The sequence below is a fragment of the Prauserella endophytica genome (assembly GCF_005146945.1).
GTDB lineage: Bacteria > Actinomycetota > Actinomycetes > Mycobacteriales > Pseudonocardiaceae > Prauserella_A > Prauserella_A endophytica.
Genome location: NZ_SWMS01000001.1, coordinates 431467 through 457456, shown reverse-complemented (window position 1 = coordinate 457456; position 25990 = coordinate 431467). Strand labels below are relative to the sequence as shown.

29 protein-coding genes and 1 tRNA gene are annotated in these 25990 nt (G+C 70.5%); 10 read left to right on the top strand and 20 right to left on the bottom strand.

Annotated features, from left to right (window positions below):
* Window positions 1–19 precede the first annotated feature (19 nt).
* The 3 genes from FCN18_RS02335 to FCN18_RS02325 all read right to left on the bottom strand — a co-directional run bounded on the left by FCN18_RS02335 (window position 20) and on the right by FCN18_RS02325 (window position 2214).
* Window positions 20–652 carry an IclR family transcriptional regulator gene (locus tag FCN18_RS02335; RefSeq protein ID WP_113642740.1) on the bottom strand — a complete coding sequence of 211 codons (633 nt, stop codon included), beginning with the start codon at window positions 650–652 and terminating at the stop codon, window positions 20–22.
* The gene (locus tag FCN18_RS02330; protein WP_112266063.1) at window positions 649–1503 is read right to left on the bottom strand and encodes a hypothetical protein; all 855 of its coding nucleotides are present in this window, start codon (window positions 1501–1503) and stop codon (window positions 649–651) included. The genes FCN18_RS02335 and FCN18_RS02330 overlap by 4 nt, the downstream gene beginning before the upstream one ends.
* A 78-nt stretch (window positions 1504–1581) precedes the next feature.
* Window positions 1582–2214: a LysE family translocator gene (locus FCN18_RS02325; RefSeq protein ID WP_228713584.1), complete on the bottom strand. Its 633-nt coding sequence runs from the start codon at window positions 2212–2214 to the stop codon at window positions 1582–1584.
* A gap of 76 nt (window positions 2215–2290) precedes the next feature.
* On the opposite strand from FCN18_RS02325, the gene FCN18_RS02320 reads away from it, so the two are divergent.
* The 5 genes from FCN18_RS02320 (at window position 2291) to FCN18_RS02300 (ending at window position 6203) form a co-directional block, all read left to right on the top strand.
* A complete protein-coding gene (locus FCN18_RS02320) occupies window positions 2291–3073 on the top strand; it encodes a DUF2470 domain-containing protein (RefSeq protein ID WP_112266762.1) in 783 nt (260 codons plus the stop codon).
* Window positions 3074–3108: 35 nt separating this feature from the next.
* Window positions 3109–3918 (top strand): CPBP family intramembrane glutamic endopeptidase, encoded by an 810-nt coding sequence (locus FCN18_RS02315; protein ID WP_112266061.1) that lies wholly within the window; start codon window positions 3109–3111, stop codon window positions 3916–3918.
* A 104-nt stretch (window positions 3919–4022) separates the two neighbouring features.
* A complete protein-coding gene (locus FCN18_RS02310) occupies window positions 4023–4214 on the top strand; it encodes a hypothetical protein (protein ID WP_112266059.1) in 192 nt (63 codons plus the stop codon).
* Between the two features lie 51 nt (window positions 4215–4265).
* Window positions 4266–5504: an arginine deiminase gene (locus FCN18_RS02305; RefSeq protein WP_112266057.1), complete on the top strand. Its 1239-nt coding sequence runs from the start codon at window positions 4266–4268 to the stop codon at window positions 5502–5504.
* Window positions 5505–5654: 150 nt separating this feature from the next.
* Complete coding sequence (locus tag FCN18_RS02300; RefSeq protein ID WP_112266055.1) at window positions 5655–6203, top strand: ferritin; 549 nt, start codon at window positions 5655–5657, stop codon at window positions 6201–6203.
* A gap of 77 nt (window positions 6204–6280) precedes the next feature.
* Here the strand turns inward: FCN18_RS02300 and FCN18_RS02295 are convergent, their stop codons facing one another.
* From FCN18_RS02295 to FCN18_RS02280, 4 genes are all read right to left on the bottom strand, one after another.
* On the bottom strand, window positions 6281–7123 hold the full coding sequence (locus FCN18_RS02295; RefSeq protein WP_112266053.1) for a hypothetical protein: 843 nt from the start codon (window positions 7121–7123) through the stop codon (window positions 6281–6283).
* A complete protein-coding gene (locus tag FCN18_RS02290; RefSeq protein WP_112266051.1) occupies window positions 7120–7629 on the bottom strand; it encodes a SigE family RNA polymerase sigma factor in 510 nt (169 codons plus the stop codon). Before FCN18_RS02290 ends, FCN18_RS02295 begins: the two co-directional genes overlap by 4 nt.
* Before the next feature lie 154 nt (window positions 7630–7783).
* Window positions 7784–8143: a DUF952 domain-containing protein gene (locus FCN18_RS02285; RefSeq protein WP_137092986.1), complete on the bottom strand. Its 360-nt coding sequence runs from the start codon at window positions 8141–8143 to the stop codon at window positions 7784–7786.
* On the bottom strand, window positions 8143–9018 hold the full coding sequence (locus tag FCN18_RS02280; protein ID WP_113642743.1) for a DUF5926 family protein: 876 nt from the start codon (window positions 9016–9018) through the stop codon (window positions 8143–8145). Before FCN18_RS02280 ends, FCN18_RS02285 begins: the two co-directional genes overlap by 1 nt.
* A 67-nt stretch (window positions 9019–9085) precedes the next feature.
* Between FCN18_RS02280 and FCN18_RS02275 the strand changes: the two genes are divergently transcribed.
* Entirely contained in the window at window positions 9086–10255 is a 1170-nt protein-coding gene (locus FCN18_RS02275; protein WP_137092984.1) for a cytochrome P450, read from the top strand.
* Window positions 10256–10363: 108 nt separating this feature from the next.
* On the opposite strand, the gene FCN18_RS02270 is transcribed toward FCN18_RS02275, so the two are convergent.
* From FCN18_RS02270 to FCN18_RS02225, 10 genes are all read right to left on the bottom strand, one after another.
* Window positions 10364–11275: a DUF4328 domain-containing protein gene (locus tag FCN18_RS02270; protein WP_206077786.1), complete on the bottom strand. Its 912-nt coding sequence runs from the start codon at window positions 11273–11275 to the stop codon at window positions 10364–10366.
* A gap of 3 nt (window positions 11276–11278) precedes the next feature.
* Window positions 11279–11629, bottom strand: a complete 351-nt coding sequence (locus FCN18_RS02265) for a rhodanese-like domain-containing protein (protein ID WP_369973592.1) — start codon at window positions 11627–11629, stop codon at window positions 11279–11281.
* Between the two features lie 48 nt (window positions 11630–11677).
* Window positions 11678–13438, bottom strand: coding sequence for a sodium/solute symporter (locus FCN18_RS02260; protein ID WP_137092981.1), 1761 nt, complete (start codon window positions 13436–13438; stop codon window positions 11678–11680).
* Between the two features lie 39 nt (window positions 13439–13477).
* Window positions 13478–13954: a hypothetical protein gene (locus FCN18_RS02255; RefSeq protein ID WP_112266039.1), complete on the bottom strand. Its 477-nt coding sequence runs from the start codon at window positions 13952–13954 to the stop codon at window positions 13478–13480.
* A 5-nt stretch (window positions 13955–13959) separates the two neighbouring features.
* A complete protein-coding gene (locus FCN18_RS02250; protein WP_112266037.1) occupies window positions 13960–14793 on the bottom strand; it encodes a LytR/AlgR family response regulator transcription factor in 834 nt (277 codons plus the stop codon).
* A 52-nt stretch (window positions 14794–14845) separates the two neighbouring features.
* Window positions 14846–15688, bottom strand: coding sequence for a S49 family peptidase (locus FCN18_RS02245; RefSeq protein ID WP_112266035.1), 843 nt, complete (start codon window positions 15686–15688; stop codon window positions 14846–14848).
* Window positions 15689–15697: 9 nt separating this feature from the next.
* The gene (locus FCN18_RS02240) at window positions 15698–16990 is read right to left on the bottom strand and encodes a GAF domain-containing sensor histidine kinase (RefSeq protein ID WP_137093336.1); all 1293 of its coding nucleotides are present in this window, start codon (window positions 16988–16990) and stop codon (window positions 15698–15700) included.
* A gap of 89 nt (window positions 16991–17079) precedes the next feature.
* Window positions 17080–17988 carry an Fpg/Nei family DNA glycosylase gene (locus tag FCN18_RS02235; protein WP_137092979.1) on the bottom strand — a complete coding sequence of 303 codons (909 nt, stop codon included), beginning with the start codon at window positions 17986–17988 and terminating at the stop codon, window positions 17080–17082.
* Between the two features lie 13 nt (window positions 17989–18001).
* Window positions 18002–18442 (bottom strand): DUF983 domain-containing protein, encoded by a 441-nt coding sequence (locus FCN18_RS02230; RefSeq protein ID WP_112266031.1) that lies wholly within the window; start codon window positions 18440–18442, stop codon window positions 18002–18004.
* Between the two features lie 54 nt (window positions 18443–18496).
* Window positions 18497–20122 carry a sigma-70 family RNA polymerase sigma factor gene (locus FCN18_RS02225; protein ID WP_137092977.1) on the bottom strand — a complete coding sequence of 542 codons (1626 nt, stop codon included), beginning with the start codon at window positions 20120–20122 and terminating at the stop codon, window positions 18497–18499.
* Between the two features lie 191 nt (window positions 20123–20313).
* On the opposite strand from FCN18_RS02225, the gene FCN18_RS02220 reads away from it, so the two are divergent.
* Window positions 20314–20386, top strand: a tRNA-Gly gene (locus FCN18_RS02220).
* Window positions 20387–20582: 196 nt separating this feature from the next.
* Window positions 20583–21188 carry a lytic polysaccharide monooxygenase auxiliary activity family 9 protein gene (locus tag FCN18_RS02215; protein WP_137092975.1) on the top strand — a complete coding sequence of 202 codons (606 nt, stop codon included), beginning with the start codon at window positions 20583–20585 and terminating at the stop codon, window positions 21186–21188.
* Window positions 21189–21227: 39 nt separating this feature from the next.
* Here FCN18_RS02215 and FCN18_RS02210 read toward each other — a convergent pair whose 3' ends face one another.
* Complete coding sequence (locus FCN18_RS02210) at window positions 21228–22082, bottom strand: NAD(P)H-binding protein (protein WP_137092973.1); 855 nt, start codon at window positions 22080–22082, stop codon at window positions 21228–21230.
* 153 nt (window positions 22083–22235) lie between these two features.
* On the opposite strand from FCN18_RS02210, the gene FCN18_RS02205 reads away from it, so the two are divergent.
* Complete coding sequence (locus tag FCN18_RS02205; RefSeq protein WP_112266759.1) at window positions 22236–22853, top strand: TetR/AcrR family transcriptional regulator; 618 nt, start codon at window positions 22236–22238, stop codon at window positions 22851–22853.
* Window positions 22854–23063: 210 nt separating this feature from the next.
* On the opposite strand, the gene msrA is transcribed toward FCN18_RS02205, so the two are convergent.
* Window positions 23064–23723, bottom strand: coding sequence for a peptide-methionine (S)-S-oxide reductase MsrA (gene msrA / locus FCN18_RS02200; RefSeq protein WP_113642748.1), 660 nt, complete (start codon window positions 23721–23723; stop codon window positions 23064–23066).
* A gap of 86 nt (window positions 23724–23809) precedes the next feature.
* Between msrA and FCN18_RS02195 the strand changes: the two genes are divergently transcribed.
* A complete protein-coding gene (locus FCN18_RS02195; protein ID WP_137092971.1) occupies window positions 23810–24817 on the top strand; it encodes a hypothetical protein in 1008 nt (335 codons plus the stop codon).
* On the opposite strand, the gene FCN18_RS02190 is transcribed toward FCN18_RS02195, so the two are convergent.
* On the bottom strand, window positions 24759–25985 hold the full coding sequence (locus FCN18_RS02190) for an acyltransferase family protein (protein WP_228713582.1): 1227 nt from the start codon (window positions 25983–25985) through the stop codon (window positions 24759–24761). The two genes, FCN18_RS02195 and FCN18_RS02190, sit on opposite strands and share 59 nt — an antisense overlap.
* Between the last annotated feature and the right edge of the window lie 5 nt (window positions 25986–25990).

The following is a 25990-nucleotide window of genomic DNA, read 5'->3' as shown; positions in this document are numbered from 1 at the left end:
CGAACTTCCGGCGGGGGCACTAGCCCTTGAGCACCGTCGCGAGAGCGGCGGCCGCCTCCACGACCCTCGGCCCGACCGTCGCGTGTTCGAGCGGCTCCAGCGACACCACGCCGATGCTCGCCCGCAGGCCCAGCACCCCGCGCACCGGCGCGGCCAGCCCGTACGTGCCAGGCTGCGGCTCCCCCGAGGCCACCGCCCAGCCCCTCCCCCTTGCCCGCAGTGCCAGCGCCTTGCCCGCGGCGCCACGCGAGACGGGATGCCTGCTGCCGATCCGGTACGCCACGTGCAGCGCCGTCCACGACGGCTCCGCCACGGCGATCACCTGCAGCTGATCCCCCTCCGCCACGGAAAGGTGCGCTGTCGTGCCGCCCGCCTCGGCGAGCTCTCGCAGTACCGGCTGCGCGGCCTCCCTCAGCTGGGGCAGCATCTGCCCGGCCAGCCGCAGCACCCCGGCGCCGAGCCGGACCTTGCTGCCGTCCCGCCACACCAGCCCGCGCTCCGCGAGCGGCACGAGCAGCCGGTACACGGCGGGCCTGCTCGTGCCGATGGTGGCGGCGAGCTCCGAGATGGTGGCGGCCTCGCCCCCGGCGTCGGCCACGGCTTGCAACAGGGCGAGCCCGCGATCCAGTGTCAGCGAGCTCTCCCTGCTCACAGCAGGCCCAGTCCCTTCAGGTCCGCGATCGGCTCGTCGAAGGTGGCCGAGGCGTACGACGCGAACACAGCCCTTACGGCCTTCGCCGCCTCGTCCGACAGCTCGGCGGCCTCGCTCGCCAGCGCCTCGCCGTCGGTCGACGCGAGCGCGTCGCGCACGTTGCCGCCGGAAAGGCACCTCGCCGACGCCACGAGCAGGTTGAGGAACCCGTGGTGTTCGAAGCCGCTGTCGGCGTCCACGTGGCGAACGGCGCGATGCAGGCTGTTGGTGGCCTTGAACGCCGCTCCGGAGAAGCTGCTCACCACGGAGAGGAAGTCCGCGACCTCGTCGACGCTGGGGAAGTTCTCCCTGGACAGACCCCCGCACCTGATCTTCGGCCAGCTGCCGTGCTCGATCACCTTGCGGACTCCGTCGAGCCAGCCGACGCCCCTGCGCGGCTCCACGACGCGGACCACGTCCTCCGGCACGAACTCCGACACCCGTTCGAGCCACACCTCGTCGACGTCCGACGGGGCCGGCATCTCCACCATCCTCAGCGCGAGCAGCTCGTTGCGGGACTCGACGATCGAGATCGCCTTGGGCACCCCGCCGAGGCCGGTGTCGATGATCAGCGAGAGGGGCAGCGGCTCCTTCGGCCTGATCTTGATCAGCTCGGTGATCAGCTCCGGCAACCGGGACGCCTGGCACAGGAACACCCCGAGCACACCGGCGTGCTCACCGGCCCGCGTCTCGAAGTGGCCCTTCAGTGCCTCCGGCATCGTGGCGTCGCCGGGAGGGAACAGTGCCGAGTCGTCGACCAGCCTCGCGAAGAGCGGAGGGATTCCACGAGGGCCGGGGGGCGTGAGTTCCACAGCGCTTGACACGAGACACACGCTAGTAGCGTCCGAAATAAGGACGACAGTGGCCGTCCACCGGACGCCTCAACGCGGTCAAGGTACCGTGCGCGCCTGTGCCGCGAGCCGCACGCCGACCGCGACCAGCAGCGTGCCGGTGACCGCGTCGAGGGCCCTGCGCACGCGCGGGATCGCCAGGAGCCTGCGCATCGCGCCGACCACGTTGGCCACGACGCCGAACCACAGCGCCGTGAGCACCACCGGGATCGCCGCCGTCAGCACCGTGTCCGCGACCGTCGGATCGGCGGGCAGGAACTGCGGGACGAGCGCGACGAAGAACACCGCGCACTTGGGGTTGAGCACGTTGCACAGCAGGCCGTCGCGGAAGGCCCGCCGGGGATCCGGGGGCGCGGCGGGCTGCTCCGGCTGCCCGGCGCTACCGCGGCGGGCCGCCCACAGCGCCTTGCCGCCGAGGTAGAGCAGGTAGGCCGCGCCGGCCAGCTTGACGACCGTGAACGCCACGGCCGAGGCGGCGAGCAGACCGGCTACACCGACGGCGGCGACCACCGACCACACCAGGATTCCCGTGGCGACGCCGAGCGCGGCGCCCATGCCGGAGACGCGCCCGCCGACGGCCGAGTGCCGCAGCACGACGGCGAAATCGGGTCCCGGCGACATGGCCCCGAGCAACACCACACCGGCGAAGGGAAGCAGCTGTGACCAGGGCACGTGAGGATCCTACTCGGAAGAACGGCTTCCCCCGACCAGGAAAACAGGTTAGCCTCACCTAAGTTGGAGGTGAGTGGTGACCGAGACACAGTCCCGCCGGCCGCAGACCCCGCAGCCTGCCGAGCGAGCCAAGACCATCGCGCTGCGCAACGGGCCGGCGATCCTCATGCCCGCCCTCGACCGCAGGGCCGGCGACGACGAGCGCGTGGTCCCCGTCCTGCAGCACGTGCACGCCAGCGGAAGCGTGAGCATCCTGCTGCCCGACGACCACCCGATCGTCACCTCGGCCCGCGCGGCCGACAGTGGCGAACTCGCGATGATGATCGAGCTCGCCGACCAGGCACCGGTCGACCTGCGCGAGCCGATCAGGGGCCTGCTCTGGATCACCGGCTGGCTGCGACCGCTCGACGAGCGCGCCGCGAGGGCCCGCGCGGTCTCCATCGCCAGCACGCGCCCGGACCCGCGTCTGCTCGACGTCGGCCACGGCGTCGCCGTCCTCCGGCTCAACCCGGCCTCCATCGTGCTCGCCGACTCCGAGGGCACCCACTCGCTGAGCGCGCCGAGCTTCAGCTCCGCCAAGGCCGACCCGTTCTGCCAGTACGAGGAGCAGTGGCTGCGGCACCTTGAGACCGCGCACGCCGACGTCGTCGGGCAACTCGCGAGGCATCTGCCCGAGGAGCTGCGCGACGGCCGCATCCGCCCGCTCGGGCTCGACCGTTACGGCCTGCGGCTGCGCGTGGAGTCCTGCTACGGCGACCACGACGTCCGGCTCGCGTTCTCCAAGGCGATCCACAGCCAACCGCAGCTCGCGATGGAACTGCGCAGGCTCGTGGGCTGCCCTTTCCTGCCTCAGGCTTGACCAGCGCTTCTCACCGGCTGGGGTAGCGTGCCCCGGTGTCGATAGGCCGTGACTGGCTGAACCCGGCCGCGCCCGCGAGGCCCGCCGTGGTCGCCGAACCCGCGGAGCGGCGCGCGCTCGTACTCGAGCTGGTGCTCGTCTTCTCCATCACGCTGGGCCTCTCCGGCGCGCGCAGCCTGCTGTCGCTGCTGGACTCCCTGCTGCGACCCGAGCCACTCAACGAGCAGCAGGTGGCCATCAACGTCTCGCAGGCGGCGATCGGCGTGCTCGACCTGCTCAAACAGCTGCTCAGCGTCGTACAGCTCGTCGGCTGGGGCGCGCTCGGGCTGTACCTGCTGTGGCGGGGCGGTATCAAGCTCGCCGAGATCGGGCTGGACGGCAGGCGCAAGGGCAGGGACGCCAAGTGGGCCGTCGGCCTGACCGCGCTGATCGGCATCCCCGGGCTGGCCCTGTACTTCGCCCTGTGGCAGCTCGGGCTCAACCTCGCGGTGCAGCCCTCGACGCTCGGCGAGTCGTGGTGGCGGCCGATCACGCTCACCCTCGCGGCGTTCGGCAACGCCTTCGCCGAGGAGGTCCTCGTCGTCGGCTACCTGCTCACCCGGCTGCGCCAACTCGGCCTCCGGGAGAACTCCGGGCTGCTCGTGGCTGCCGTGCTGCGCGGTTCGTACCACCTCTACCAGGGCATCGGCGGCTTCGTCGGCAACCTCGTCATGGGCCTCGTCTTCGGCCGGATCTGGCAGCGGACCAACCGGCTGTGGCCATTGGTCGTAGCTCACACCCTCTTGGACGTGTTTGCGTTCGTCGGATACGCGTTCCTGCGTGATCATGTCTCGTGGCTCCCGTGATGGTTGCGGGAGTGTTCGAACACATGTTCTAATGAGAGGGCCTGGTTCGCAGGGGATGCGGAGGAGCCGGGCCCGACGACGCAGGACGAGGCCAGGAGGGGCACATGGCTTGCAAGATCACTCACCGGCTCAACGACCAGCAGATCCGGTTCGCCAACCGCGACGCCGCCGAGCGGTACGCGGAGATCATGGGCGGAGGGGTCGAGAACTGGGAGTTCGCCACGGTGCCCGCCACTTCGGCTCCGGCGTGGCCGCACGTTCCGAAGCCGGCGGCGCCAGGCGCGGCACGGCGCTGATCCCTCGCGCGTGAGGGGTAGCGGCCTGGCCGAGTCATTACGCTCACGTCCGTGGAAGACACCATCAACCCGGGCGTGGACAGCGAGGTCGGGCCGCTGCGCTCCGTGCTGCTGCATCGCCCCGGCAACGAGCTCAAAAGGCTCACCCCGCGAAACAACGACCAGCTCCTCTTCGACTCGATCCCCTGGGTGGACCGCGCGCAGCAGGAACACGACGCGTTCGCGAGCGTGCTGAAGGAACGCGGCGTCGAAGTGCTGCTCCTCTCCGACCTGCTCCGGGAGGCGCTGGCGGATCCGAGGGCCTACGCCGCCGGGCTGCACGCGGCCGTTGACGACCGGCGGCTGGGCACCGACCTGGCCGACTCGCTGCGCTCGCACCTCTCGGGCGTCGGGGCGGCCACGATGGCCGAGGTGCTCATGTCGGGCATGACGTTCGAGGAGCTGCCGGCCTCGGAGGGCGCCTCGCTCGTGCGGAAGATGAACCATCCACACGACTTCGCGGTGGACCCCCTGCCGAACCTCCTGTTCACCAGGGACTCGTCGGTGTGGATCGCCGATCGCGTCGCGGTCTCCTCACTGGCGATGCCCGCGCGGCGCAGGGAGACGGCCCTGCTCGACATCATCTACGCCTACCACCCGCGCTTCCACGGCACCGTGCGCGCGTACGGCGCCCACTCGGCGCCCGTCGAGGGCGGCGACGTGCTGCTGCTGTCGCCTGGGGTGCTGGCCGTGGGAGTCGGTGAGCGCACCACCGCGGCGGGCGCCGAGTCGCTGGCGCGCTCCGCGTTCGCCGACGGCATCGCGCACACCGTGCTCGCCGTGCCCATCGCGCAGACGCGCGCCACGATGCACCTCGACACCGTGTGCACGATGATCGGCCCTGACGCCGTGGTGATGTACCCGCTCGCGAGGGACTCGCTGCTCGCCTACACCCTGCGGCCCGGCGACAACGGCGTCTTGCGCGTCGACGGACCCGAGCCGTTCCTCACCGCCGCGGCGCGGGCCATGGACATCGACCGGCTGCACGTGATCGACACCGGCCTCGACCCGGTCACCGCCGAGCGCGAGCAGTGGGACGACGGGAACAACACGCTGGCGCTCGCGCCGGGCGTGGTGGTGGGTTACGAACGCAACGTCGAGACCAACGCGCGGCTGGAGGACGCGGGCATCGAGGTGCTGCGGCTGGCCAGCTCGGAGCTGGGCTCCGGTCGGGGCGGGCCGAGGTGCATGTCCTGCCCGATCGCGAGAAGCACGATTCCGGCAAATCAACCAATGCACGATCGACAATAAGCGAAGCAAGCCTCACCTAAGGAATGGGGAATTTCTTAGGTGAGGCTAATCGAAATAAGTGAAACCTTCGCTAATGAATTGTAGAGAAATAGGGTCCAGATCACCAGCCCCGGCTGGAAAAATAGGCGGGGCATCACCTATTCTGAATACATGCCCACCATCAAGAAGCATCCGCGCTCGAAGTTCTACGAATTGCTGCAGCAGCAGGTTCGCAACGAGTTCAACGCGTCCCAGCAGTACGTCGCGCTCGCCGTGTGGTTCGACAACGACGACCTCCCCCAGCTGGCCAAGTACTTCTATGCTCAGGCCATCGAGGAGCGCAACCACGCCATGGCGCTCGTCCAGTACATGATGGACACCGACCACCACGTGGACATCCCCGGCACGGGCGACGTCCGCAACGACTTCGCCGACGCCCGCGAGCTCATCGAGCTCGCGCTGGAGCAGGAGAAGGAGGTCGCCGCCGACATCAAGGCGCTGGCCAAGGCCGCTCGCGACGAGGACGACTACACGAGCGAGCAGTTCATCCAGTGGTTCCTCAAGGAGCAGGTCGAGGAGATCTCCAAGATGACGACGCTCCTCAACATCTACGACCGGGCCAAGGGTGACCTGTTCGAGGTCGAGAAGTTCCTGGACCGCGAGGGCACCGGAGACGGCGACGACTCCGGCATGCCCCCGGTGGCCGGCGGCAAGCTCTGACCCACCCACGCGCGCGGACACGGAGAACCCGGGCTCTCCCCCTGTGGAGCAGCCCGGGTTTCTCGTGCGTCACCGAATCAGCAGTCGCTGTCGCGAGCGACCAATTGCAGCTCGGTGACCGTCTCGGTGGCTACCACGAACGAATAACGCGCACCGGCGCTCGCCGACGCTGAGTAGCCGTTTGACTCTACAGCGAGATCCGAATAAGCGGACCGCAACTGATCGAGTGACGATCCGGCGCCTATTCCCTGGGGTGTGGCCGCGTCGGCGGCACGGAAGCGCACGATTCCGTTGGCACGCGAGATCGTGACGTCGTCGATCGCATTGGTGCCGTCGGTTACCGCATAGGTCGCGCACGCGTTCTCCGCGGGCGGGGTGGTGCTCTCCGCCGGTCCGAGCAGCCCGGTCGCGGCGGCTTCCTGATAGCTCATGCCCAGTGTGAGCTGGCGGTAGCCGTCCGGGCGCAGCATCGGGCGGTCGATGTACACGCTCGCGCTCGTGGACGCCGCGCTCGTGGACGAGCGCGTCGGCGGGGACTGCGGAGACTGCTGCTCTGGACTCGGCGGCGCCTGTGACTCACCCAGCGTCGGCTCGGACCTTTCCGGGGACGCTGAGCTCGCCGAGGGCGAGCCAAGAGCCGAGGTCGTGGTGGTGGTCTGCGGCATGGCCGCGACGGGCGGCTGCGGCTGGTCGTCGCCGCCGCGGAGGGTGGTCAGCGCGAGCCCGCCGCCGACGAGCACCAGCACGGCCAGCGTGCCGCCACCGGACGCCACGGCCGCGCGGCGCCGGCGCCGCCTCCGCGCTCCGGCCACGATCGCGTCGCCCGCGCCCGCGACAGGCCGCACGTCGAGCCGGTCGTCGTCGAACAGCCTGCGCAACTCGGCGCCGACTGCGTCGTCGTCGGGACTCCGGTCGCTCACACCGCTTCCCTCCCTTCGGTCTCCTCGTCACCGCGCAGCTTGCCGCGCAGCGAGGCGATGGCCTTGCTGGCCTGGCTCTTCACCGTGCCGGGGCTGACGCCCAGGGACGCGGCGATCTCGGCTTCGGACAATCCTTCGTAGTAACGCAGCACGATGACCGCGCGTTGCCTCGGCGGTAGGTCCCGCAGCGCCTGCCACAGCGGCTCGTGTTCGAACGGGTCGGCCGGCGTGAAGGCGCTGGGCTCGGGGATGTCCGCGACGAGGTTCTCCCTGCGCAGCCGCCGCCACCGGCTGATGTGCGCGTTGGCCATCGATCGGCGCACGTACGCGAGCGGGTCTCCGGTCTTGTGCAGGACGTGCGACCAGCGGGAGCCGATCTTCTCCAGCACCGTCTGCACGAGGTCGGCCGCGTCGTGTGGGTTGCCCGCCAGCGCGTGGCCGTAGCGGAGCAACCCGGGCAGGTTGGCCTCGACGAACTCAGCGAAGTCCGTGAGGTCGCCCGGCACGGCCGATCCCCTCTCCTGGCGCGCGGTGGCCGCCCAGCCATCCCCCCTCAGGATGGCAGGCAAGACTGCGGTCACCGTAACGTCTCCCTCCGCGCCGCCCGTAGCTGGCTGACGTGTCCACGTCGCAGGGGCCCGCGAGGTTGCCCCGGCAGGCTCAGGCGTTGATCACGGCCAGCTCGGCGGGCAGCCGGAAGGAACCATCCTGCTCCGGCGGGAAACGGTGCACGGAGACCACGGCGTCCTTCCGGATCGGCCCGTAGACGTGCGGGAACCAGGGCGCACCCGGCGAGGGCGGCACGGCGGGCTCCCAGCGCAGCGGCACGTCGAGGCGCTCCGGGTCGATGCGCAGCAACAGCAGGTCGGTACGGCCGCGGTAGAGGGCCGTCGCCGGGAAGTGCACGGTGCCCGGATCGGAGCAGTGCACGAACCCGACGTCGTCGAGCGACGCCGCGTGGTACGCCCCGCCGTCCGGCACGACCGCCCATTCGGCCTCGGGGCAGATGTGGAGGATCATCAGCGAAGCGTGAGCTGGCGTCCGATCAGGCCGTCACGGGACCGCCGCTCGGCGGCGTTGAGCGGCTCGTCGTCCAGCGACTCCAGCGCCCGCTGCAGGCGCGTGCCGAGTTCCTTCGCCGGCTCGATCCACTCGCGCGCGTGCGCCTCGGGATCGAGGTCCCACACCGGCACGAGCAGGCCGTGGGCACGGAACGAACCGGCGTAGCGGGACTCCTCGCCGAGCGACAGCTCACCCGCCGCAGACAGCCGCGCAAGCGCTTGCAACAGGCGGTTCTCGTCGGCGGGCCACACCCAGCGCAGGTGCGCCTTCTCGCCGGCGAGCACCCAGTAGGCGCCCGTGCTGAGCCGCTCGGTCGGCATGATCGCGGCGTTGGCCCGCTCCAGCGACATCGCCACGTCGCCGGTGGCGTCGCTGTCCTCGGGCAGCCACCACGAGAAGTCCTTGTGCAGGGTCACCTCGAGCTCGGCGTCGGCGACCAGGAGGTCCTGCAGCCGCTCGCCCTCGGCGGGCTCGCTCGTGGTGTCGGGCACCGAGAGGACGTCGCCCGGCTTGGCATCGAGCGCCCAGCGCAGCGAACGGCCGAGGTCACGGCTGATGTCGGAGGACCGGGTCTGCACCTGCATCCCGATGAACACCTCGCCGTCGGAGCGCACGAACGCCGCTGCGGCCATCGGCAGGACCGTGCCGAGCGTGACCTTCCGCTCGGGCTCGCCCGCCAGCTGGAGCGTCGCCGTGGCCGACGGCACGAACTCACGCATCGCGATCAGCTCGGGTTCCGCCGCGAGCCCCTCGAACGGCCGCGCGACGAACACGTCCCTGACCTTGGGCCTGCGGTCCTTCTTGGGGCCCTTCTTCCGCGCACCCTTGCCCACGTTCTCGCCTCCCGCGTCACGTCTCGCGAAAACGCTACTCGACTCCGTCCGGCGCTAAGGTCGGCGGGTGTTCGATCCTCGCGACCCCGGTTTTCTCGCCGATCCCTACCCGGTCTTCGCCGAGCTGCGCAAGAAGGGTGAGGTGCACTGGCACGAGGGACTAGGTCAGTTCATCGCCGTCTCCCACGCCGCGGCGGGCGCGGTGCTGCGGCACCGCTCGCTCGGCCGGATCTGGACCGACGCGACGCCGGTGGAGCAGTTCGCGTCGTTCAACCTGCTGCACCGGAACTCGCTGCTGGAGAACGAGCCACCCGCGCACACCCGGCTGCGCAAGCGCGTGTCGTCGGCGTTCGCGCGCGGTCACGTCCAGCGCCTGCGCCCCACGGTCGAGGCGCTCGCCGCACGCCTGGTGGGCACGCTGGCCGACGAGCTCACCGCGAACGGCGAGGCCGACCTGCTCTACCACGTCGCCCAGCCACTGCCGGTCGCCGTGATCGCCGAGCTGCTGGGCGTGCCCGAGGACATGGGCCCGCAACTGGTGGGCTGGAGCAACCAGATCGTGAAGATGTACGAGTACGGCCTGCCGGAGCAGCGGCGCCGGGAGGCGGAGGAGGCCGCGGAGTCGTTCGCCGGGTACCTGAGGGGACTCGCGGCCGAGCGCTCCGAGCGGCCCGGCGACGACCTGCTCAGCCACCTGGTCGCGGCCGACCTGACCGGCGACGAGGTGGTGGCCACGGGCGTGCTGCTGCTCATGGCGGGTCACGAGGCGACCGTGAACGTGATCGGCAACGGCACCACCGCGCTGCTGACCCACCGAGAGCAGTGGGAGCGGCTGGTAGCCGACCCCGAGCTGGTCGAGCCGGCCACCGAGGAGCTGATCCGGTTCGACTCGCCGCTGCAGCTCTTCGAGCGCACGGCCACCGCCGACGTGGAGATCGCGGGGCAGCGGGTGGCGAAGGGCCAGAAGATCGCGGCGCTGCTGGGCGCCGCCGCGCGGGATCCCGGGGTGTTCACGGAGCCCGACACGTTCGACATCGGCCGCTCACCCAACCCGCACCTCGGCTTCGGCGCGGGCATCCACTACTGCCTCGGTGCGCCACTCGCGCGGATCGAGATCGCGGCCGCGCTCGCGGCGCTGCGGGAGCAGCTGCCGGGGCTGCGCCTCGCCCGGCAGCCGGAGCGGCGGCCCGAGTTCGTCATCCGGGGCCTGCGCACGCTTCCGGTGACCACGGGCTGACCTCGGGAACGCACAACTCGCGGGCCGGAGCGGGGGACTCGCGGGCCGGAGCGGGCAACTCGCGGGTCAGAGCGGGGGACTCGCGGGCCGGAGCGGGGGACTCGCGGGTCAGCGGCTCGCTGTGGCCGGGCGGGTGCGGCGCGGCAGGTCGGGCGCGCCGCTGACCTTCACCACGCGCAGCGGGCGGAGGATCCGGCCCTCGATGGGCGCCAGCAGGCGCGTGAACCGGTTCACCACGAGGGCCGTCAGCACCGCGAGCCCGGCCGCGGAGAGGTCCGTGAGCGCCGAGAGCAACACACCATCGGCATCGGCCTGCACACCGTCCCGCATCCGCCAGACCACGGTCAGCACCAGCAGCACGGCGTTGAGCAGCCACGTCCCCCACCAGGCGAGCACCAGCCGCGACGGCCGGGGCCGCCGCTCGCGCGAGCGGCGAAGGGTCGCGTGCTCCAGCTCGGCGAGGATCGGACCGGCGAGCACGAGATTGGGACCCGGCACGAGCGTGCCAAGCAGCACCTGCCAGGCCGGGCGCGGCGGCTCCTCTCCCACCTCGTCGGCGGCGGCGGAGCGGGCCACGAACAGCCACCACACGGTGGCCGCGATGGCGAACAGGGCCATCACGAAGGTCAGCAGCGAGAACGACAGCACGAGCGCGTCGGACGCGCCGACCACGCCGGGGCTCAGCGCGGAGTCGCGGCTCTGCACCAGCAGCACGTACCGCCAGATCTCGGCGCCGCCCGCGACGACGGCCAGCCCGGCGAGCGTCCACAGCAGCGTCACCGCGTTGCGGGCGATCATGCGCAGCCGCTGCAACGGCACGGGGGCCCCCGACGCCGTGCCCGGCACGGCCGTGGGCCTGCGCCACGCGAGATTCGGGAAGCCCCAGCGCGGGGGTGTCGGGTAGAACGGCGGCCCGGTGTAGGGCTCCGGTGCCCGCGCACGGCGGCGCGGGGCTGCGCCGGCGGGCACGCTCGCGACCCACCGCACGCGCATCCGGCCCCGCGGCTGCCAGTGCTGCATGGTTCAGAGCACCTCGGGCGGCACACCCTCACGGTCGCCGACCAGCGGGCGGCCCTCGGTGTGCCACGACTTCATGCCGCCCGCGACGTTGATCGCGTCGGCGATGCCCGCGGCGTTGAGCCACATGGCCGCCCTCGCCGAGCGGCCTCCGCTGCGGCACACGACGTAGAGCGGCTTGTCGTCGGGGAGCTCGGCCAGTTCACCGGCCCTGGCAGGCAGGTCGCCAAGCGGGATGTGTATCGCCTCAGGGGCGTGCCCCGCGGCCCACTCGTCGGGCTCGCGAACGTCGAGCAGCACGAGGTCCTGCGACGGCAGGTCGGACACGGAAGCCGTCGGTACTTCGCCGGGGTTCACCACGCTCCCATCGTCGCATGTGAGGCCGTTGCCCTCAGGTGAAGACCCTCATTTCCGGTGGCGTCCCCTGCCGGTGCGCACGCGTTCCTCGGCCCTGCCGAAGCGTGCGACGGCGCGGTCGCGCATGAAGCCGAGCGGGTCGGGGGCGTGCAGGCGGAGCATCACCGCGTTGACGTCGTCGGGCACACGCCTCGCGGTGCCGAGGCTCACGACGATCGTGAAGAGGAACGCCGCGGGCACGGTGAACAGGGCAGGCTGATGGATGAACCACGGCGCCCAGCCGCCGGTTCGCTCGCTGATGGCGCCGAGCACCACCGCGGTGAGCACTAGCCCGCCGCCCACGCACATGCCGGCCATCGCGCCGAGCCAGGTCAGCTTCCGCCACCAGATGCCGAGCACCAGCAACGGGCAGAAGGTGGACGCGGCGAGCGCGAACGACATGCCGACGGTGAGCGAGAGGTCGTCGATCGGCAGCAGCACGGCCAGCCCGGCCGGCACGGCGGCCACGACGATCGTCGCCACCCTGAAGTCCCTGACCTTGCCTGCGAGCAGGTCCGTCGCGATGACTCCGGACACGCTCACGAGCAGGCCGGACGCGGTCGCCAGGAACGCCGCGAACGCGCCCGCGGCCGTGATCGCCACGAGGATCTGGCCCAACACCCCCGGCACCATCGCCGACGGCACCTTGAGCACTGCGGCGTCGGTGTTGCCGGTGACGAGCAGCTCGGGCACGTACATGCGCGACAGGGCACCGATCATCACCGGGAACAGGTAGAACAGGCCGAGCAGCAGCAGCACCTGCACGGTCGTGCGCCGCGCCGCCTTGCCGTCGGGGTTGGTGTAGAAGCGCACGAGCACGTGCGGCAGGCCCATCGTGCCGAGGAAGAGGGCGAACATCAGCGAGTACGTGGAGAGCAGGTCGGTCGCGTCCTCGGTCGGCCGCAGCCAGCTCTCGTTCGTGAGCGCGCCGTCGGTGACCACCGGCACCCTGGCGTCCTCGGCGAAGAACAGTTCGGTGCCGGTGCCGACGGGGTAGTCGGTGCCAGGCAGCCACACCGTCTCCTGGTCGTCGACGCGCACGAGCGTCGGCTGGTCGACGTGCAGTACCACGTCCGTCTCGATGGAGACCGTGGTGTCGTCGGTGAACCGGGGTGGGGGCTGCTGGCCCAGCGAGCCGGCCGAGCCGGAGCCGCCGCTGCCGAAGAACACCACGCACAGCACGAACGTCGGCATCGCGATGGCGAAGAGCTTCAGCCAGTACTGGAACGCCTGCACGAGCGTGATCGCCCGCATCCCGCCGCCCATGACGTTGATCGCGACCACCACGGTCACCAGCACGGAACCCAACCAGGCGGGCGCGGGCATGATCGCCATCAGTGCGAGCCCGGCGCCCTGGAGCTGCGGCAGCATGTAGAGGATGCCGATGAACACGACGAACCAGGTGGAGAGCGTGCGCAGCGACGCGGACCCGAGCCTCGCCTCCATGAAGTCGGGCAGGGTGTAGGCGCCCGAGCGGCGCAGCGGCGCGGCGACGAACAGCATGAGCGCGAGGTACCCCGCGGTGAAGCCGATGGGGAACCACAGCGCGTCGGCGCCCTCCTTGAGCACCAGTCCGGCGACGCCGAGGAAGGAGGCGGCGGAGATGTACTCGCCGGAGATGGCGGCGGCGTTGCGCCGCGACCGCACGGTGCGGCGGGCGACGAGGAAGTCGTGGGTGCTGCGGGCGAACCGGGACGTGCGGCGACCGAGGTAGTAGGTCACCACCATGACCAGCCCGACGCTGGTCAGCGCCCACGGGTTCACCTGCACGGGCAGATCCTCGCAAAAGTCCGGTACCGCGCCGCCGGCTCAGTTCTCGATCATGTCGACGAAGTCGCGTTCGTGCCGCTCGGCCAGCCGGTTGTACCACAGGCCGACCCCGAACAGGAGCGGGAAGGGCGCCACGCCGAGCAGCAGCCAGGGCAGCGGGATGCCGACGAAGCGCAGGTCGGTGAACGCGGGCCAGACGAAGAACGCCGCGGGCAGGGCGCCGAGCACCACCACCACGAGCAGCGCGAGTGCGACACCCGACCGGAGCTGGACCTTGATCAGGTCCTTGATCAGCAGCTCACCCCAGCTGGTCTGCTGCTCGAGCTCGACCCGGGCGCGCAGCGAGCCCGCGCTGCGGCTGGGTTCGGCGAGCACGACGCGCTGCCGTCTGACCCTCGGCGGCGGCTCGGGCTCGGGCAGCACCGGTTCGGGCGCGGGCTCTGGCTGGACGCTCTTTCCGAGCGTCGGATCCGGCTCGCGGATGCCTCCGACACTGCGGTAGAAGTCGTCGGTCATGTCGGCTATCCGGCGCGGGACGAGCCGACCAGCCTGTCCTTGAGCTCACGGGTGTGCCGCCTGCTGACCGGAAGGACCTTCTCCTCGTTGCCGATCACGACCTGGTAGCCGCCCTGGCCCATGCGCAGCTCGGTGATCAGCGGTAGCGCCACCAGGAACGACCGGTGGATGCGCACGAAGCCCGCCTTCTCCCAGCGCTCCTCCAGCTGGGCCAGCGGGATGCGCACGAGGTGGCTGCCCTCGTTGGTGAACAGCCTGGCGTAGTCGCCCTGCGCCTCGACCCAGCGCACCGACGAGCGCGGGATCAGCTTGGTCGTGCCCGCGAGCTCGACCGGGATCACCTCGTCGTCGGTCTTCACGGTCTCGCCCGTGGGCCCGGCTTCGCCGCGCGCCGGTGCGCTCTGCAGCTTCTCCACGACCCTGGTGACGGCCTTGTCGATCCGTTCCTGGCGGGCGGGCTTGAGCACGTAGTCGACGGCGCCGAGGTCGAACGCGTCCACGGCCTCGGTGGCGTGGCCGGTGACGAACACCAGTATCGGCGCGGGGTTGAGCGACGCGAAGACCCGCGACATCTCCATTCCCGACAGGCCGGGCATGTTGATGTCGGCGAACACGGCGTCGACCGGGGGCATGCCCCGTTCCTTGCGCACCCGGATCTCGTCGTCCTCGGAGCCGAGCAGGCGCAGGGCCTCGGAGGCGTCAACTGCGGGGATCACGCGGCCGACGTGCGCGTTCGACTCAAGACAGTGCCGCAGCTGGTCAAGCCCGTGCAGCTCGTCGTCCACCGCGAGGACGAGGAGCTTGCGGGTGTCGTCGTGAGTACTCACAGTGACAAGCATCCTGCCTAAGCGAGCGTCCAATGTCTACACCGCGAGCGGGGGAAACCGCCGCCTACAGGCCGAATCGTGACCACGCGACCCTGCTTTCCACGGCGTCGAGCAGCGCCGCGGCGGGCGCTCCGATGCCCAGCCGCGCGAGCAGCGGCTTCTTCGGCTCGGCGAACACGATCTCGGCGTCCGGGTAGCGCTCACCGAGCACGTCGCGCAGGCTGCCGATCCCGTCGACGAGGCCGAGCCGCTGCGCCTTCGCCCCGAGCCACACGTCACCGGTGAACAGATCCTCCTCGCTGGTCAGCCGGTCGCCCCTGCGCTCGCGGACCCAGTCGACGAACATCTCGTGCAGCTGGTTGTGGAGCTTGCCGAGCCATTCGACATCCTCGGGCTTCTCCGGGCTGAACGGGTCGAGCCTCGACTTGTTCTTGCCCGCCGTGTACAACCTGCGCTCGACGCCGAACCGGTCGAGCAGGCCGGTGAACCCGAAGCCGCCGCTGATCACGCCGATCGAGCCGACCAGCGAGGTCCGGTGGGCGAAGATCTCGTCGGCGGCGCACGCCAGCCAGTACCCGCCGGAGGCGGCGAGGTCCTCGGCGAACGCGAGCACCGGCACGTTCTTCTTGTCGGCCAGTTGCCGGATGCGCTCCGCGATCAGCCCCGACTGCGTCGGCGCGCCGCCGGGAGAGTTGATCTGCAGGGCGACCGCTTTGAGCCGATCATGATCGAAGGCCCTGGTCAGCGCGGTCTCCACCGCGGCGAGGTTGATCACTCCTCTCGCCAGCGGCGTCGGCTGTGGGTTGATCACGCCGTGTAGCTTCACGACGGCGACCACGTCCTTGCGGTCGGTCTTGTCACCGATCATCGGCAGGCGGGAGGTCAGCCGCTGTGTCGTCGTACCCATGCCCCCACACTAGCCAGCTTTGGGGGTGCTGGTCGGCAACGCGGACCGGGCGGTGGACCCGTTGCGCCTCGCCGGCTGGGCCGGGACGTCGGCGGCGAACTTGAGCATGTCCGGCCGCACGCCCCTGACGAACTTGGGCACACGCATGGTCACCTTCATGCCCGCGCCGGGAGCGGTCTCGACCATCAGCGAGTACTTGTTGCCGAACACCTGGCTCATGCGGCGGTTGATGCCGGTCAGGCCGATGTGGGCGCTGCTGCGGGAGTCGCGCATGCCGTCGAGCAGCTCGGGATCCATGCCGACGCCGTCGTCCTCGACGCTGATCTCGGCCTCGGTGCCGTAGTCCTGCGCGGTGACCGTGACAGTGCCGCCGCCGGGCTTGTTGGCGATGCCGTGCTTGACGGCGTTCTCGACGAGCGGCTGGATGAGCAGGAACGGCACGACCACCGACTGCACCTCGGGCGCGATCTTGAGCCGCACGTTGAGCCTGCCGCCGTAGCGGGCGCTCTCGATCGTCAGGTAGCGGTCGATGTTGCGCAGCTCGTCGGACAGCGTCGTGAACGTGCCCTCGGTGCGAAAGCAGTAGCGCGTGAAGTCGGCGAAGTCCTGCAGCAGCTCCCTCGCCTCCTCCGGGTCGGTCCGGATGAGCGAGGAGATCGTGTTCAGTGCGTTGTAGACGAAGTGCGGGGAGATCTGCGCGCGCAGCGCCTTGATCTCGGCCTGGTGCAGCTGGTGCTTGGTCTCCTCGAGCCTGGCCGCCTCGAGCTGGGTGCCGACGAACCGGGCGACGGCGTCGGCCATGTGCACGATGCGCTTGCCGCGCGTACGGCCCACGACGATCAGCACGGCGTCGGTCTTGCCCTCGACGATCAGGGGCACGATCACCGCGGTGCGCATGCGGCACGTACCGCGGTGGTTGCAGGGCATCTTGTCGTGCGAGACGACCTCGCGGCGGTGCTTGCGGATCGCCGTGCCGATGGTGTCGACGAGGTCGACGTAGTGGTCGTTGGCCTCGCCGTCCCAGGAGAGCAGCGTGCCCTCGCCGTCGGTGATGCCCACCGCGATGCACTTGAGCAGCTGGAGCAGGCGGGTGGTGACCTTGTCGGCGACCGCCTGGTCGAGGCCCTCGCGGAGCTCCAGCGGGGCCTTGGACATCAGGTACACGGCTTCGAGGACGGCGTCGTCGATGGCGCCGCTCGGTTTGCGGTTCTTGATGAGAACGACAGCCAGTACGACGACCGCGACCACGGCGACACCCCATGGGATGACTTGAGTGGTCAGCAGCCCGGACACGGCGTCAATGCTCTGCGCTCCACGGCCCCCGTGCAAGGGTTAGCCGTACACTTTCTGTGCGTAATTCGCGACTGCGGGTTGTCACACACCGTTGCCACTCACTTGAGCAGCCGGGACATGCGCCGGTCGGCGAGGGGCTTGCCGCCGGTCTGGCACGTCGGGCAGTACTGGAACGCCTTGTCGGCGAAGGACACCTCGCGGACCGTGTCTCCGCACACCGGGCACGGCAGTCCCGTACGTGCGTGCACGCGCAGCCCCGAGCGCTTCTCGCCCTTCAGCCGGGCGGCGTCCTGGCCCACCGAGCGCTCGACGGCGCCGGTGAGCACCTCGCGGACGGCCTCGGCGAGCCGGTCGATCGCCTCGCCGGTGAGCTTCGCGGGCGTCGCGTAGGGCGAGAGGCGCGCGGTGTGCAGGATCTCGTCGGAGTAGGCGTTGCCGATGCCGGCGAGCACGCGCTGGTCGGTGAGCACCGTCTTGAGTCGCGCCGTCTGGCCCTTCAGCAGCTTCGCCAGTCCGTCTCGGTCGAGGTCGAGCGCATCGGGGCCGAGCCGCGCGATGCTGTCGACCTCCTTGGGGTCCCGCACGATCCACACCGCGAGACCCTTCTTGGTGCCCGCCTCGGTCAGGTCGAAGCCGGGGCCGCCCTCCCGTCGCCCACCACCACCCGCCACCGAGGCGCTTCCCGCCGCAGTGCTTGTCAAATGCACCCGCAGCGCGAGTGGGCTCTTGCCGCCGGGCCTGGGCGGGGCCGGCGAGAGCGAGTCGGACCAGCGCAGCCAGCCCGCCCGCGCGAGGTGCACGATCAGATGCAGGTCGCCGCAGGCGAGGTCGAGGTGCTTGCCGTGCCTGCCCGCGCCGGTCATCTCCCGGCCGTGGAGCTCGGTCCACGGCGGGGTGACGGTCTTGAGCACGCTGAGCGAGGCGACGTCCACCCTCGTCACGGTGCGGCCGACGGCGTGCTCCCGCAGGTGGTACGCGAGCGCTTCGACTTCCGGTAACTCGGGCATGGCTCACTCCACGCTACTCGACGGGGTGCAGCGGCCCCTCGAAATCCGGCAGGTCGTGCCGGGCGATGGACTTGGCGACCCGGTTGATCTCGCCGCGCACGGTGAAGATCCCCCGGATGGTGCCGACCCAGCGCTCGGAGGGCCGCTCGCCGGTGACGTCGCCCTCGGTTTCGGCGACGACCGTCCACGGCCTGCGCAGCACCCAGCGCAGGGGGAAGAACAGGGCGACCAGCACGACGGCCAGCGGCACCCAGGAGGGCACCCGGACGTCGTCGGGCATCCACACCACGAGCACGACGGCGAGCGCGACGGCCACCGCCGCCATGACGACGCCGGGCGCGTAGCTCGCGGCGACGTCGTGTTCGAAGTCGTCGGCCGTGGCGGGGCGCCGCCACTCCATCTGGCCGCGAATGATCCATTCCCGGCCGTCAGAACCCCGGACCAGCCGGTTCATCGCTTCCTCCGCAAGCCCGCCCGAGCACGTTCCTCTGAGACGTTACCGTGATCTTCAGCCGCGCGGGAAGCCCGCTTCCGGCTGCTGTCGTTCACACGCCCAGTGGTGGTGACCGTTGGCGGGCGCCCAGGCCGGCGGTCCGCTCGGGCAGGACGGCATGGTCCCGGATGGTGTCGTGGTCGACTCAGGCGGCGACGTGGTGAGCCCGGGCGACGTCGAGTGTCCCGACGACCTCGAAGGCGGCTCGGTCTTCGAAGGCGGCTCGGTCTTCGAGGGTTTCTCCGGCTTGGCGGGCTTCTCCGGCTTCGACGAGCCAGGACCGGACGTCTCGGTGGTGGACAGCGGCGTGCCGGTGGTGGACCGGGGCTGTCCGGGCAGGTCGCTGCGAGGCTTGTCCTTCGCCTGCCCCGGCGGAACGTGGGTGCCGGGCAGCTCCGTGCTCTTGCCCCGCGACCGACCTTGGCTGGCCTCGCTCGCGATCTCCGCGCCGGGAGGCAACGAGTACTCCGTGACGCCCTGGTGACCGACCGGCTCCACCTCCCGGAGGACGGGCCCGGCTTCCGGCCTGCCCTGCTGATGAGCGCCGGGGTCGGAGGACCGGCTGCCCGGCTCGGTCGACGGCAGCGGCGAAAGGGGATCCGAAGTGGACTCCGCGATCTGCAGCTCGACGGCGTTGCCGTCGCTCGGCAACCCGATCGGGTCCTGCATCCCGTCGTCGACCGGGCCCGCCGCGACCCCGACCGCGCCGATCGCGGCCGTCGAGGCGAGCGCGATCCCGAGCTTGACGTTGGCGCCGACCGCGGCGAGCGCGGAGCCGCCGATGCCGCCACCGGCCCCGCTCGCGATGGTGCCCGCCGCGCCGCTGACGGCGCTCACCCCGCCGACCGTGCCCGCGCCCGACCCGGCGCTGACGGCGAGGCCGACGCCGGGCACCAGCAGCACGATGACGCCGGCGTGCGCCCGCAGCGACGAGCACACCTCCATGAGCTCGTCGTGGGTCGACCGGCACGACGAGCAGGTGCCGAGATGAGTCTTGATCTTGCGGGCCTCGGAACCGGTGACGCTGCCCGCGGTGTAGCCGCCGAGCTTCTCCATCACCGTGCGGCAGCCGTCGGAGCTCCGGTTGACCGCGAGGTGGGCCTGCAGGTACGCGGCGCGCAGGCCGAGCCGGGCCCTGCGCGCGAGCGCGGCGGTGGCGTTGGGGCTCAGGCCGAAGTGCGCGGCGGCGTTGGCGGGCTGAACGCCCTCGACCTCGGTCTGCCACAGCACGGTTTTCCAGCGTTCCGGGAGGGTGGAGAACGCGCGCGTGATGAGCGTCGCCTCGGCGGTGCGGTTCTGGGAATCGGCGCCTGCGCCGGCCCGGCTGGTCAGCTCGTCGTCGGTCACCGGGACGTCGCGGCGGGCCCCGTGCCACTCCCACGACACGCGGCGCGCGACGGTCAGCAGGTACGCGCGGACGTTGTCGCGGGGGCCGTTGCCCCTGCGCACGGCCTGCAGCACCCGGAAGAAGGTCTCGGCGGTGATGTCCTCGGCTTCCGACGCGTCGGAGGCCAGACCACGGGCGAGCCTGCGCACGGCGGCCGCATGGAGCTCGAACAGCTCGCCGAACGCGGCATCCTCGCCGAAACGCAGTCGGGCGAGCAGTGCCGGCTCATCGGATCCGGAAACCGCACGGTCCATCCAGCCAGGCACCCCCTCTGGGCCGTAGCCCTTTCGGTTGAACGTTGAACACCATACGGAGCCACGGCAGCGCCGTCACCCCTTGTACTACGGACGTGACCAAATGCCCACATTCAGGCATGGGCGGGTGCCTCGCAACCCCGGATCGGGGTCGGTATAGACTGTGCGGGCACCACCGGAAAGCGGTGCAGGCGGACGTAGCGCAGTTGGTAGCGCATCACCTTGCCAAGGTGAGGGTCGCGGGTTCGAGTCCCGTCGTCCGCTCTCACTCTTTCAAAGCTCCCCCGCGCGGGGGAGCTTTTTTGTTGCCCCGGCCCGGCCAATGGACTGCTCCATTCGCACTTGGTATGGACCAATCTGCCGAAGCCTCGCGTCTCCCCTTTGCTCCGGTTAGTGGTCTACACCAATCTGCGACCTGAGGGAAAATCGCCCACATCGCTTCCGGTGAGAGGAGAGGACGATGTCCGGCACCCGCACCCGCCGCGCGGCGGCGATCGCCGCACTGAGCCTGATTCCGCTCGGCGCCTCCGTCGCTCTGGCGCCCAGCGCGTCTGGTCACGGTTACACGCAGAACCCGCCGAGTCGCTCACTGCACTGCCAGCAGGGCGCGGTGAGCGACTGTGGTCCGATCCAGTGGGAGCCGCAGAGCGTGGAGGGCCCGAAGGGCTTCCCCTCGGCGGGTCCCGCCGACGGCATGATCTGCGCCGGCGGCAACGACCAGTTCGCCCAGCTCGACGATCAGGCGAAACCGTGGCCGCGAACGCCGATGCCGAGCGGACAGAACTTCGAGTTCGAGTGGACGCTCAAGGTCCCGCACGCCACGTCGTCGTTCCGCTACTTCGTGACCAAGAACGGCTGGGATCCGGGTCAGCCGCTCACGCGCGCCCAGCTCGAACCGGAGCCGTTCCTGACGGTCGACTTCGGCGGCCAGCGCCCGCCGACCACGGTCAACCACACGGGCCGGCTGCCGGCGGGCAAGTCGGGCCACCACATGGTGCTGGCGGTCTGGGACGTCGCCGACACGGCGAACGCCTTCTACGCGTGCTCGGACGTGACCTTCAGCTGAGCCCGAGCCCCAACCCCAACCGCTGTTCGGCGAAGCGCTTCAGGCGGTGATGTCGGCTGCGAGCCGGTTGGCGACGCTGGCGGGTTCGCGGCCGAGGAGTTCGGCCAGCAGCGGACTGGCCTCCGCGAAGTAGTTGGCTCGGCTGGCCCGATAAAAGCTGAGCAGGAGTCGGGCCAGCTGCTCCGGGGCACCGCGTGCGATCCGGTCGGCGACCCACTGTTCGTCGCCGGGCACGACGCGCGTGATCGGGCGGCCGGTGAGAGCAGAGGCGATCCCGGCGACATCGGCGAAGGTGACGGCGGTCGGCGCGGTGAGGTCGACGGGGCCGTCCAAGGTTCGGTCACCTGTGAGGATGACCGCCGTGGCCTCCGCGATGTCGTCCCGGTCGGTATACGGGACGGGACCGTCCGCAGGCTGGGCGATCTCTCCGGTCTCCTGCCACGGGCCGAGCACCTGGTCGAGCGGGCCGTAGGCGCCGTTGCGGAGCGCCGTCCAGGCGACGGGTGACTCGGCGAGGATCGCCTCGGTGGCGACGTGAAGGGCTGACGGCGGGTACGGGTTGCCGGGAACAGCGCCCTGCTGACTCGTGTAGAGGATCCGGCGGACACCGGCCGCGACGGCCGCCTCGATGGCGTTGCGATGCAGGCTGACCAGATCGGCCGACGGATCGTTGCCGGACACCAGAAGCACCTGCTCGGCACCGGCGAACGACTTTCGCAATGCGGCCGGGTCCTCATACGAACCTTGCCGCACGCGGACACCGCGGTCGGCGAGGTGCTGCGCCTTGGAGACATCACGGACGCTGACGCCGATCCGGTCGGCGGGCATGCGCTTGAGGAGGTGCTCGACGGTGGCCCCGCCCAAACCCCCGGTGGCCCCGGTGACAACGATCATGCTTGCGGCCTTTCCCTGCGTACCCGCATCCGACCTGGCAAACGGCGTTCCCCATAAATTGACTTGGCAGGTCAATTTAGCGCTCCCTGGCCACGGTAGGTAAACTGACTCACGAAGTCAAATTACGGTGGCGAGGCGGGAGTGGTGCAGACGATGGCGGATGCGGCACCTTCCGAGCCTCGGCTGCGCGCCGACGCCAAGCGCAACGCCGAGCAGATCCGCCGTGCGGCGATCGGCGCCTTCCAGGGCCGTGGTCTCTCGGTGCCACTGGAAGAGGTCGCCGAGGTGGCCGGGGTGAGCAAGGGCACGATCTTCAACCGCTTCGGCGGCCGGATCGGCCTCATCGAAGCCGTCATCGAAGAGGTCGTCGCAGCCGAGCTGCACGCCATCATCGACCGCACCCGGTCCATCGCCGACGCCGGGCAACGGCTGGCGTACTACGTCACCGCAATCCGCGACCTGCAGTACCGCCAGCCCGCCGTCGTCGACACCATGCTGCAGACCTACCCCGACTCGCCGAGCCTCATGGAGATCTGCCGGGTCGGCACCGAGATGAACGAGGAACTCATCGCGGCAGGCCGGGCCTCCGGCGCACTGCGGCCCGAGCTGACGGCCGACGACCTGCAGGCACTGCTCCACGACAACGCACTCGCCCTCAAGCATGGAACGCGCCCGCGGCGGGACGACTACGACCGCCGCACCACGTACCTACTCGACGGCATCCTGGCGGGCGCCGGAGACCCGTCAACGAGCCGATGCCCGCCTCGGTGAGGAAGCCGTTCACATCCTCCTCGATCAGATCCTGGTCGAGCTCGGTACGCGACGCCAGGTGACCACCGACCGCACCGCCGCGCGGTCTGCCGATCCGGCTCGTCCCGCACCCTGTGGAGCGCGACCGGACCACGGTCGCCCGCCAAACCGCTCGGATCCGACACGCCGACCAGCCCGCAATCGCCCCAGCCGCCGGTCACCGCAGCCCCGCTACTCGCCGACGCCCAGCCCCACCGGGCAGGAGACGCCCGTGCCGCCGAGGCCGCAGTAGCCGTTCGGCACCTTGTGCAGGTACTGCTGGTGGTAGTCCTCGGCGTAGTAGAACTCACCGAGCGGGCCCAACTCTGTCGTGATCTCCCCATGGCCCGCCGCACGCAGGGCCGACTGGAACGCCTCGCGCGACGCCTCGGCCTCCTGGCGCTGGGTGTCGTCGGCGTAGTAGACCGCCGAGCGGTACTGGGTGCCGAGGTCGTTGCCCTGACGCATGCCCTGGGTCGGGTCATGGCCCTCCCAGAACACCTTGAGCAGCTGCTGGTAGGACACCTGCGCGGGGTCGTAGACCACGAGCACCGCCTCGGTGTGCCCGGTCAGGCCCGAGCAGACCTCCTCGTACGTGGGGTTGGGCGTGTGCCCGCCCGCGTAGCCGACAGCCGTCGAGAAGACGCCCGGCGTCTGCCAGAACAGGCGTTCCGCGCCCCAGAAGCAGCCGAGCCCGAACACCGCCGTCCGCAGGCCCTCCGGGAACGGGGGCTTGATCCGGCGATCGGGGAACACGGCGTGCAGGTCAGGCGTCCGCAGCGGCTCGGCGCGACCGGGAAGGGCTTCCTCGGCGGACACGAGCCTCATCTTGTCTCGACCGAACCACGACATGAGTCAATCCTAGGCGAGAGAATGTCCTTCAAAGGGGTGACGCAATACTGTGCATGCGCTCGCTCGTGTTGGTCAGGGGGTCCTGGATGACTTGGCAGGAAGAGTTGCGTCGCCTCGACGCCGAGCTCGCCGCCGGAACGATCTCCCATGATCTGCATCGGCGGCGCCGGGAGGACATCCTCGCGGAGGTCTCGGGCAACCCGGTGGTGTCGCCGTTCGCCTCGCCACGCGCCGAGGTCGGTGGCGGCGCCCCGCAGTGGCAGGCCGCCAACCCGGCCGCCGACGCACACCAGGCCACGCAGCCGCCTCCGCAGCCGCCCGCGCCGCAACAGCCACCCCGCGTCACGCCAGCGTCGCTGCTGTCGAACGGGCGGCCCACCACGGCGCCCAGCCCGGCCGACACCGAGCTGACCATGCCGATGAGCAGGTTGCAGGCCCAGCCGCTGATCGCGTCACCCCCGCCCCCGGAGAACCGGGGTCGCAGGCGCACGTGGCTGTACATCTCGCTCGGGGTCTTCCTCGCGCTCGCCGCCGTGATCGGCGGTGCGTGGTGGCTCGGCGGCATCGGCGGGCCGGGCGGCTCCGCGCAGGGCGACACCGCGCCGTCGTCGAGCCCCGCGCCGCCCGCCGAGGTCGCGCTGGAGGACCGTCTGCCCGTGCTGCCCGGCGAGCAGAACACCGACAACTCGACGATGTCGATCGCGAAGGGGGTGGAGCTGGGCCTCTACCCCGAGTCCTCCGGCAAGATCTTCACCGACGCCGGCGCGAAGGAGATCGTCTACCGCGCGTCCACCGACGGCGACACGGCGTACTTCATGCTCGTGATCCCGCTGGAGAACGCTGCCGCCGCGAACACCGTGGTCAACGACATGCGAGAGCTGATGCTCGGCGCGGGCTTCTCCGACGAGACCGCGCAGGACACCATGTCCGGCGAGCTCGGCGAACGCACGCTCAACGGCACCTGGTACGCCTCGGGCGACACGGCGGTGAACCTGTGGGTCTCACAACCCACCGCGGACACCTCCGCCGAGCGGCTCAGCGAACTCGCATCGAAGGCGGTCGCCGACCTGCGTGCGGCCTTGCCACTGGGCTGAACCGGACGGTGTCCGCCTCGGCGAAGCTCGGCGGACGCGGCCGGGGCCGGGGCGTGGGTGGCCTCGGTTGCTGTGGCCTCTCGGGCGGCTTGGGCTTGACCAGGTATTTGCGCAGCCCGCGCTGGGTCGGCGCCTCCACGAGGCACCACGAGGCCACGCCGCACAGGTAGGCGGCGGGCACCGCGAGCGCCATCAGCACCCACTGGTCGCGCACCCCCGCCGCGATGATCATCTGCTGTACCGGGAACGCCCAGATGTAGAGCCCGTAGCTGCCGAAGACGAGCCTGCCGTCGGCTCGGAACCACGTCGGCCAGTGGTGGGCGATCACGATCGCGCCGTAGCTCGCCGAGATCGCCAGCAGATACCGGTCGAGCGGGGTCCAGTGCGCCGCGATCCAGCCCGCGAACAGCACGATCGCCGCTGGCCCTTTGAGTGGGATCCGGTCGCGGAACGTGTGCATCACCATGCCGATGGCGAAGGGCACCATGAAGGACACCATCGAGCCGATCGGCACCTCGATGAGCGAGCCCGCGTTGCCCTGGAAGCCGAACGTCGCCTGGAACATCCCGTCCAGCACCATCAGCCCGGCCAGCACCGGCAGCACCACGTAGCGCGTCACGCCGAACGCGACCAGCAGGCCGACCACGAGCACGAGGACGTAGCCCACCATCTCCATCGGCAGTGTCCACAGCGAACCGTTGACCGACCACGGATACGGGTTGTCGTCGAACACGCCGGGCAGCAGGTGCTGCAGGAGGAACAGCAGCGACGTGCCCACGAGGTAACGCCAGGTCTGCTGGTCGGAGAAGTACTCGCCCACGGAGAGGCTGGTGAACAGCGGGCCGATCACGAGCGTCGTGACGAACACGACCGCGAGCAGCGGCGGCAGGATGCGCAGCAGGCGCCGTCCGCTGAACCGCCACCACGACGGGTCGCGTTCCCAGCTGTCGCTGATCTGCCAGCCGCTCATGGCGAAGAAACCCATGAGCGCCACGTAACCGGGGGAGGCTTGCCAGCTCGCGGGGAAGACCGTCAGCCGTTCGGGGTGCACGAGCGGCGAGCTGTGGTCGATCACGACCGTGATGGCGCCGAACAGCCGCAGCCACGCGAACCCGATGTTCGGGTCGGCGTACTCCTTCAGCTTTCGCCGCTTGCCCGTGCCGGCCACTCGTC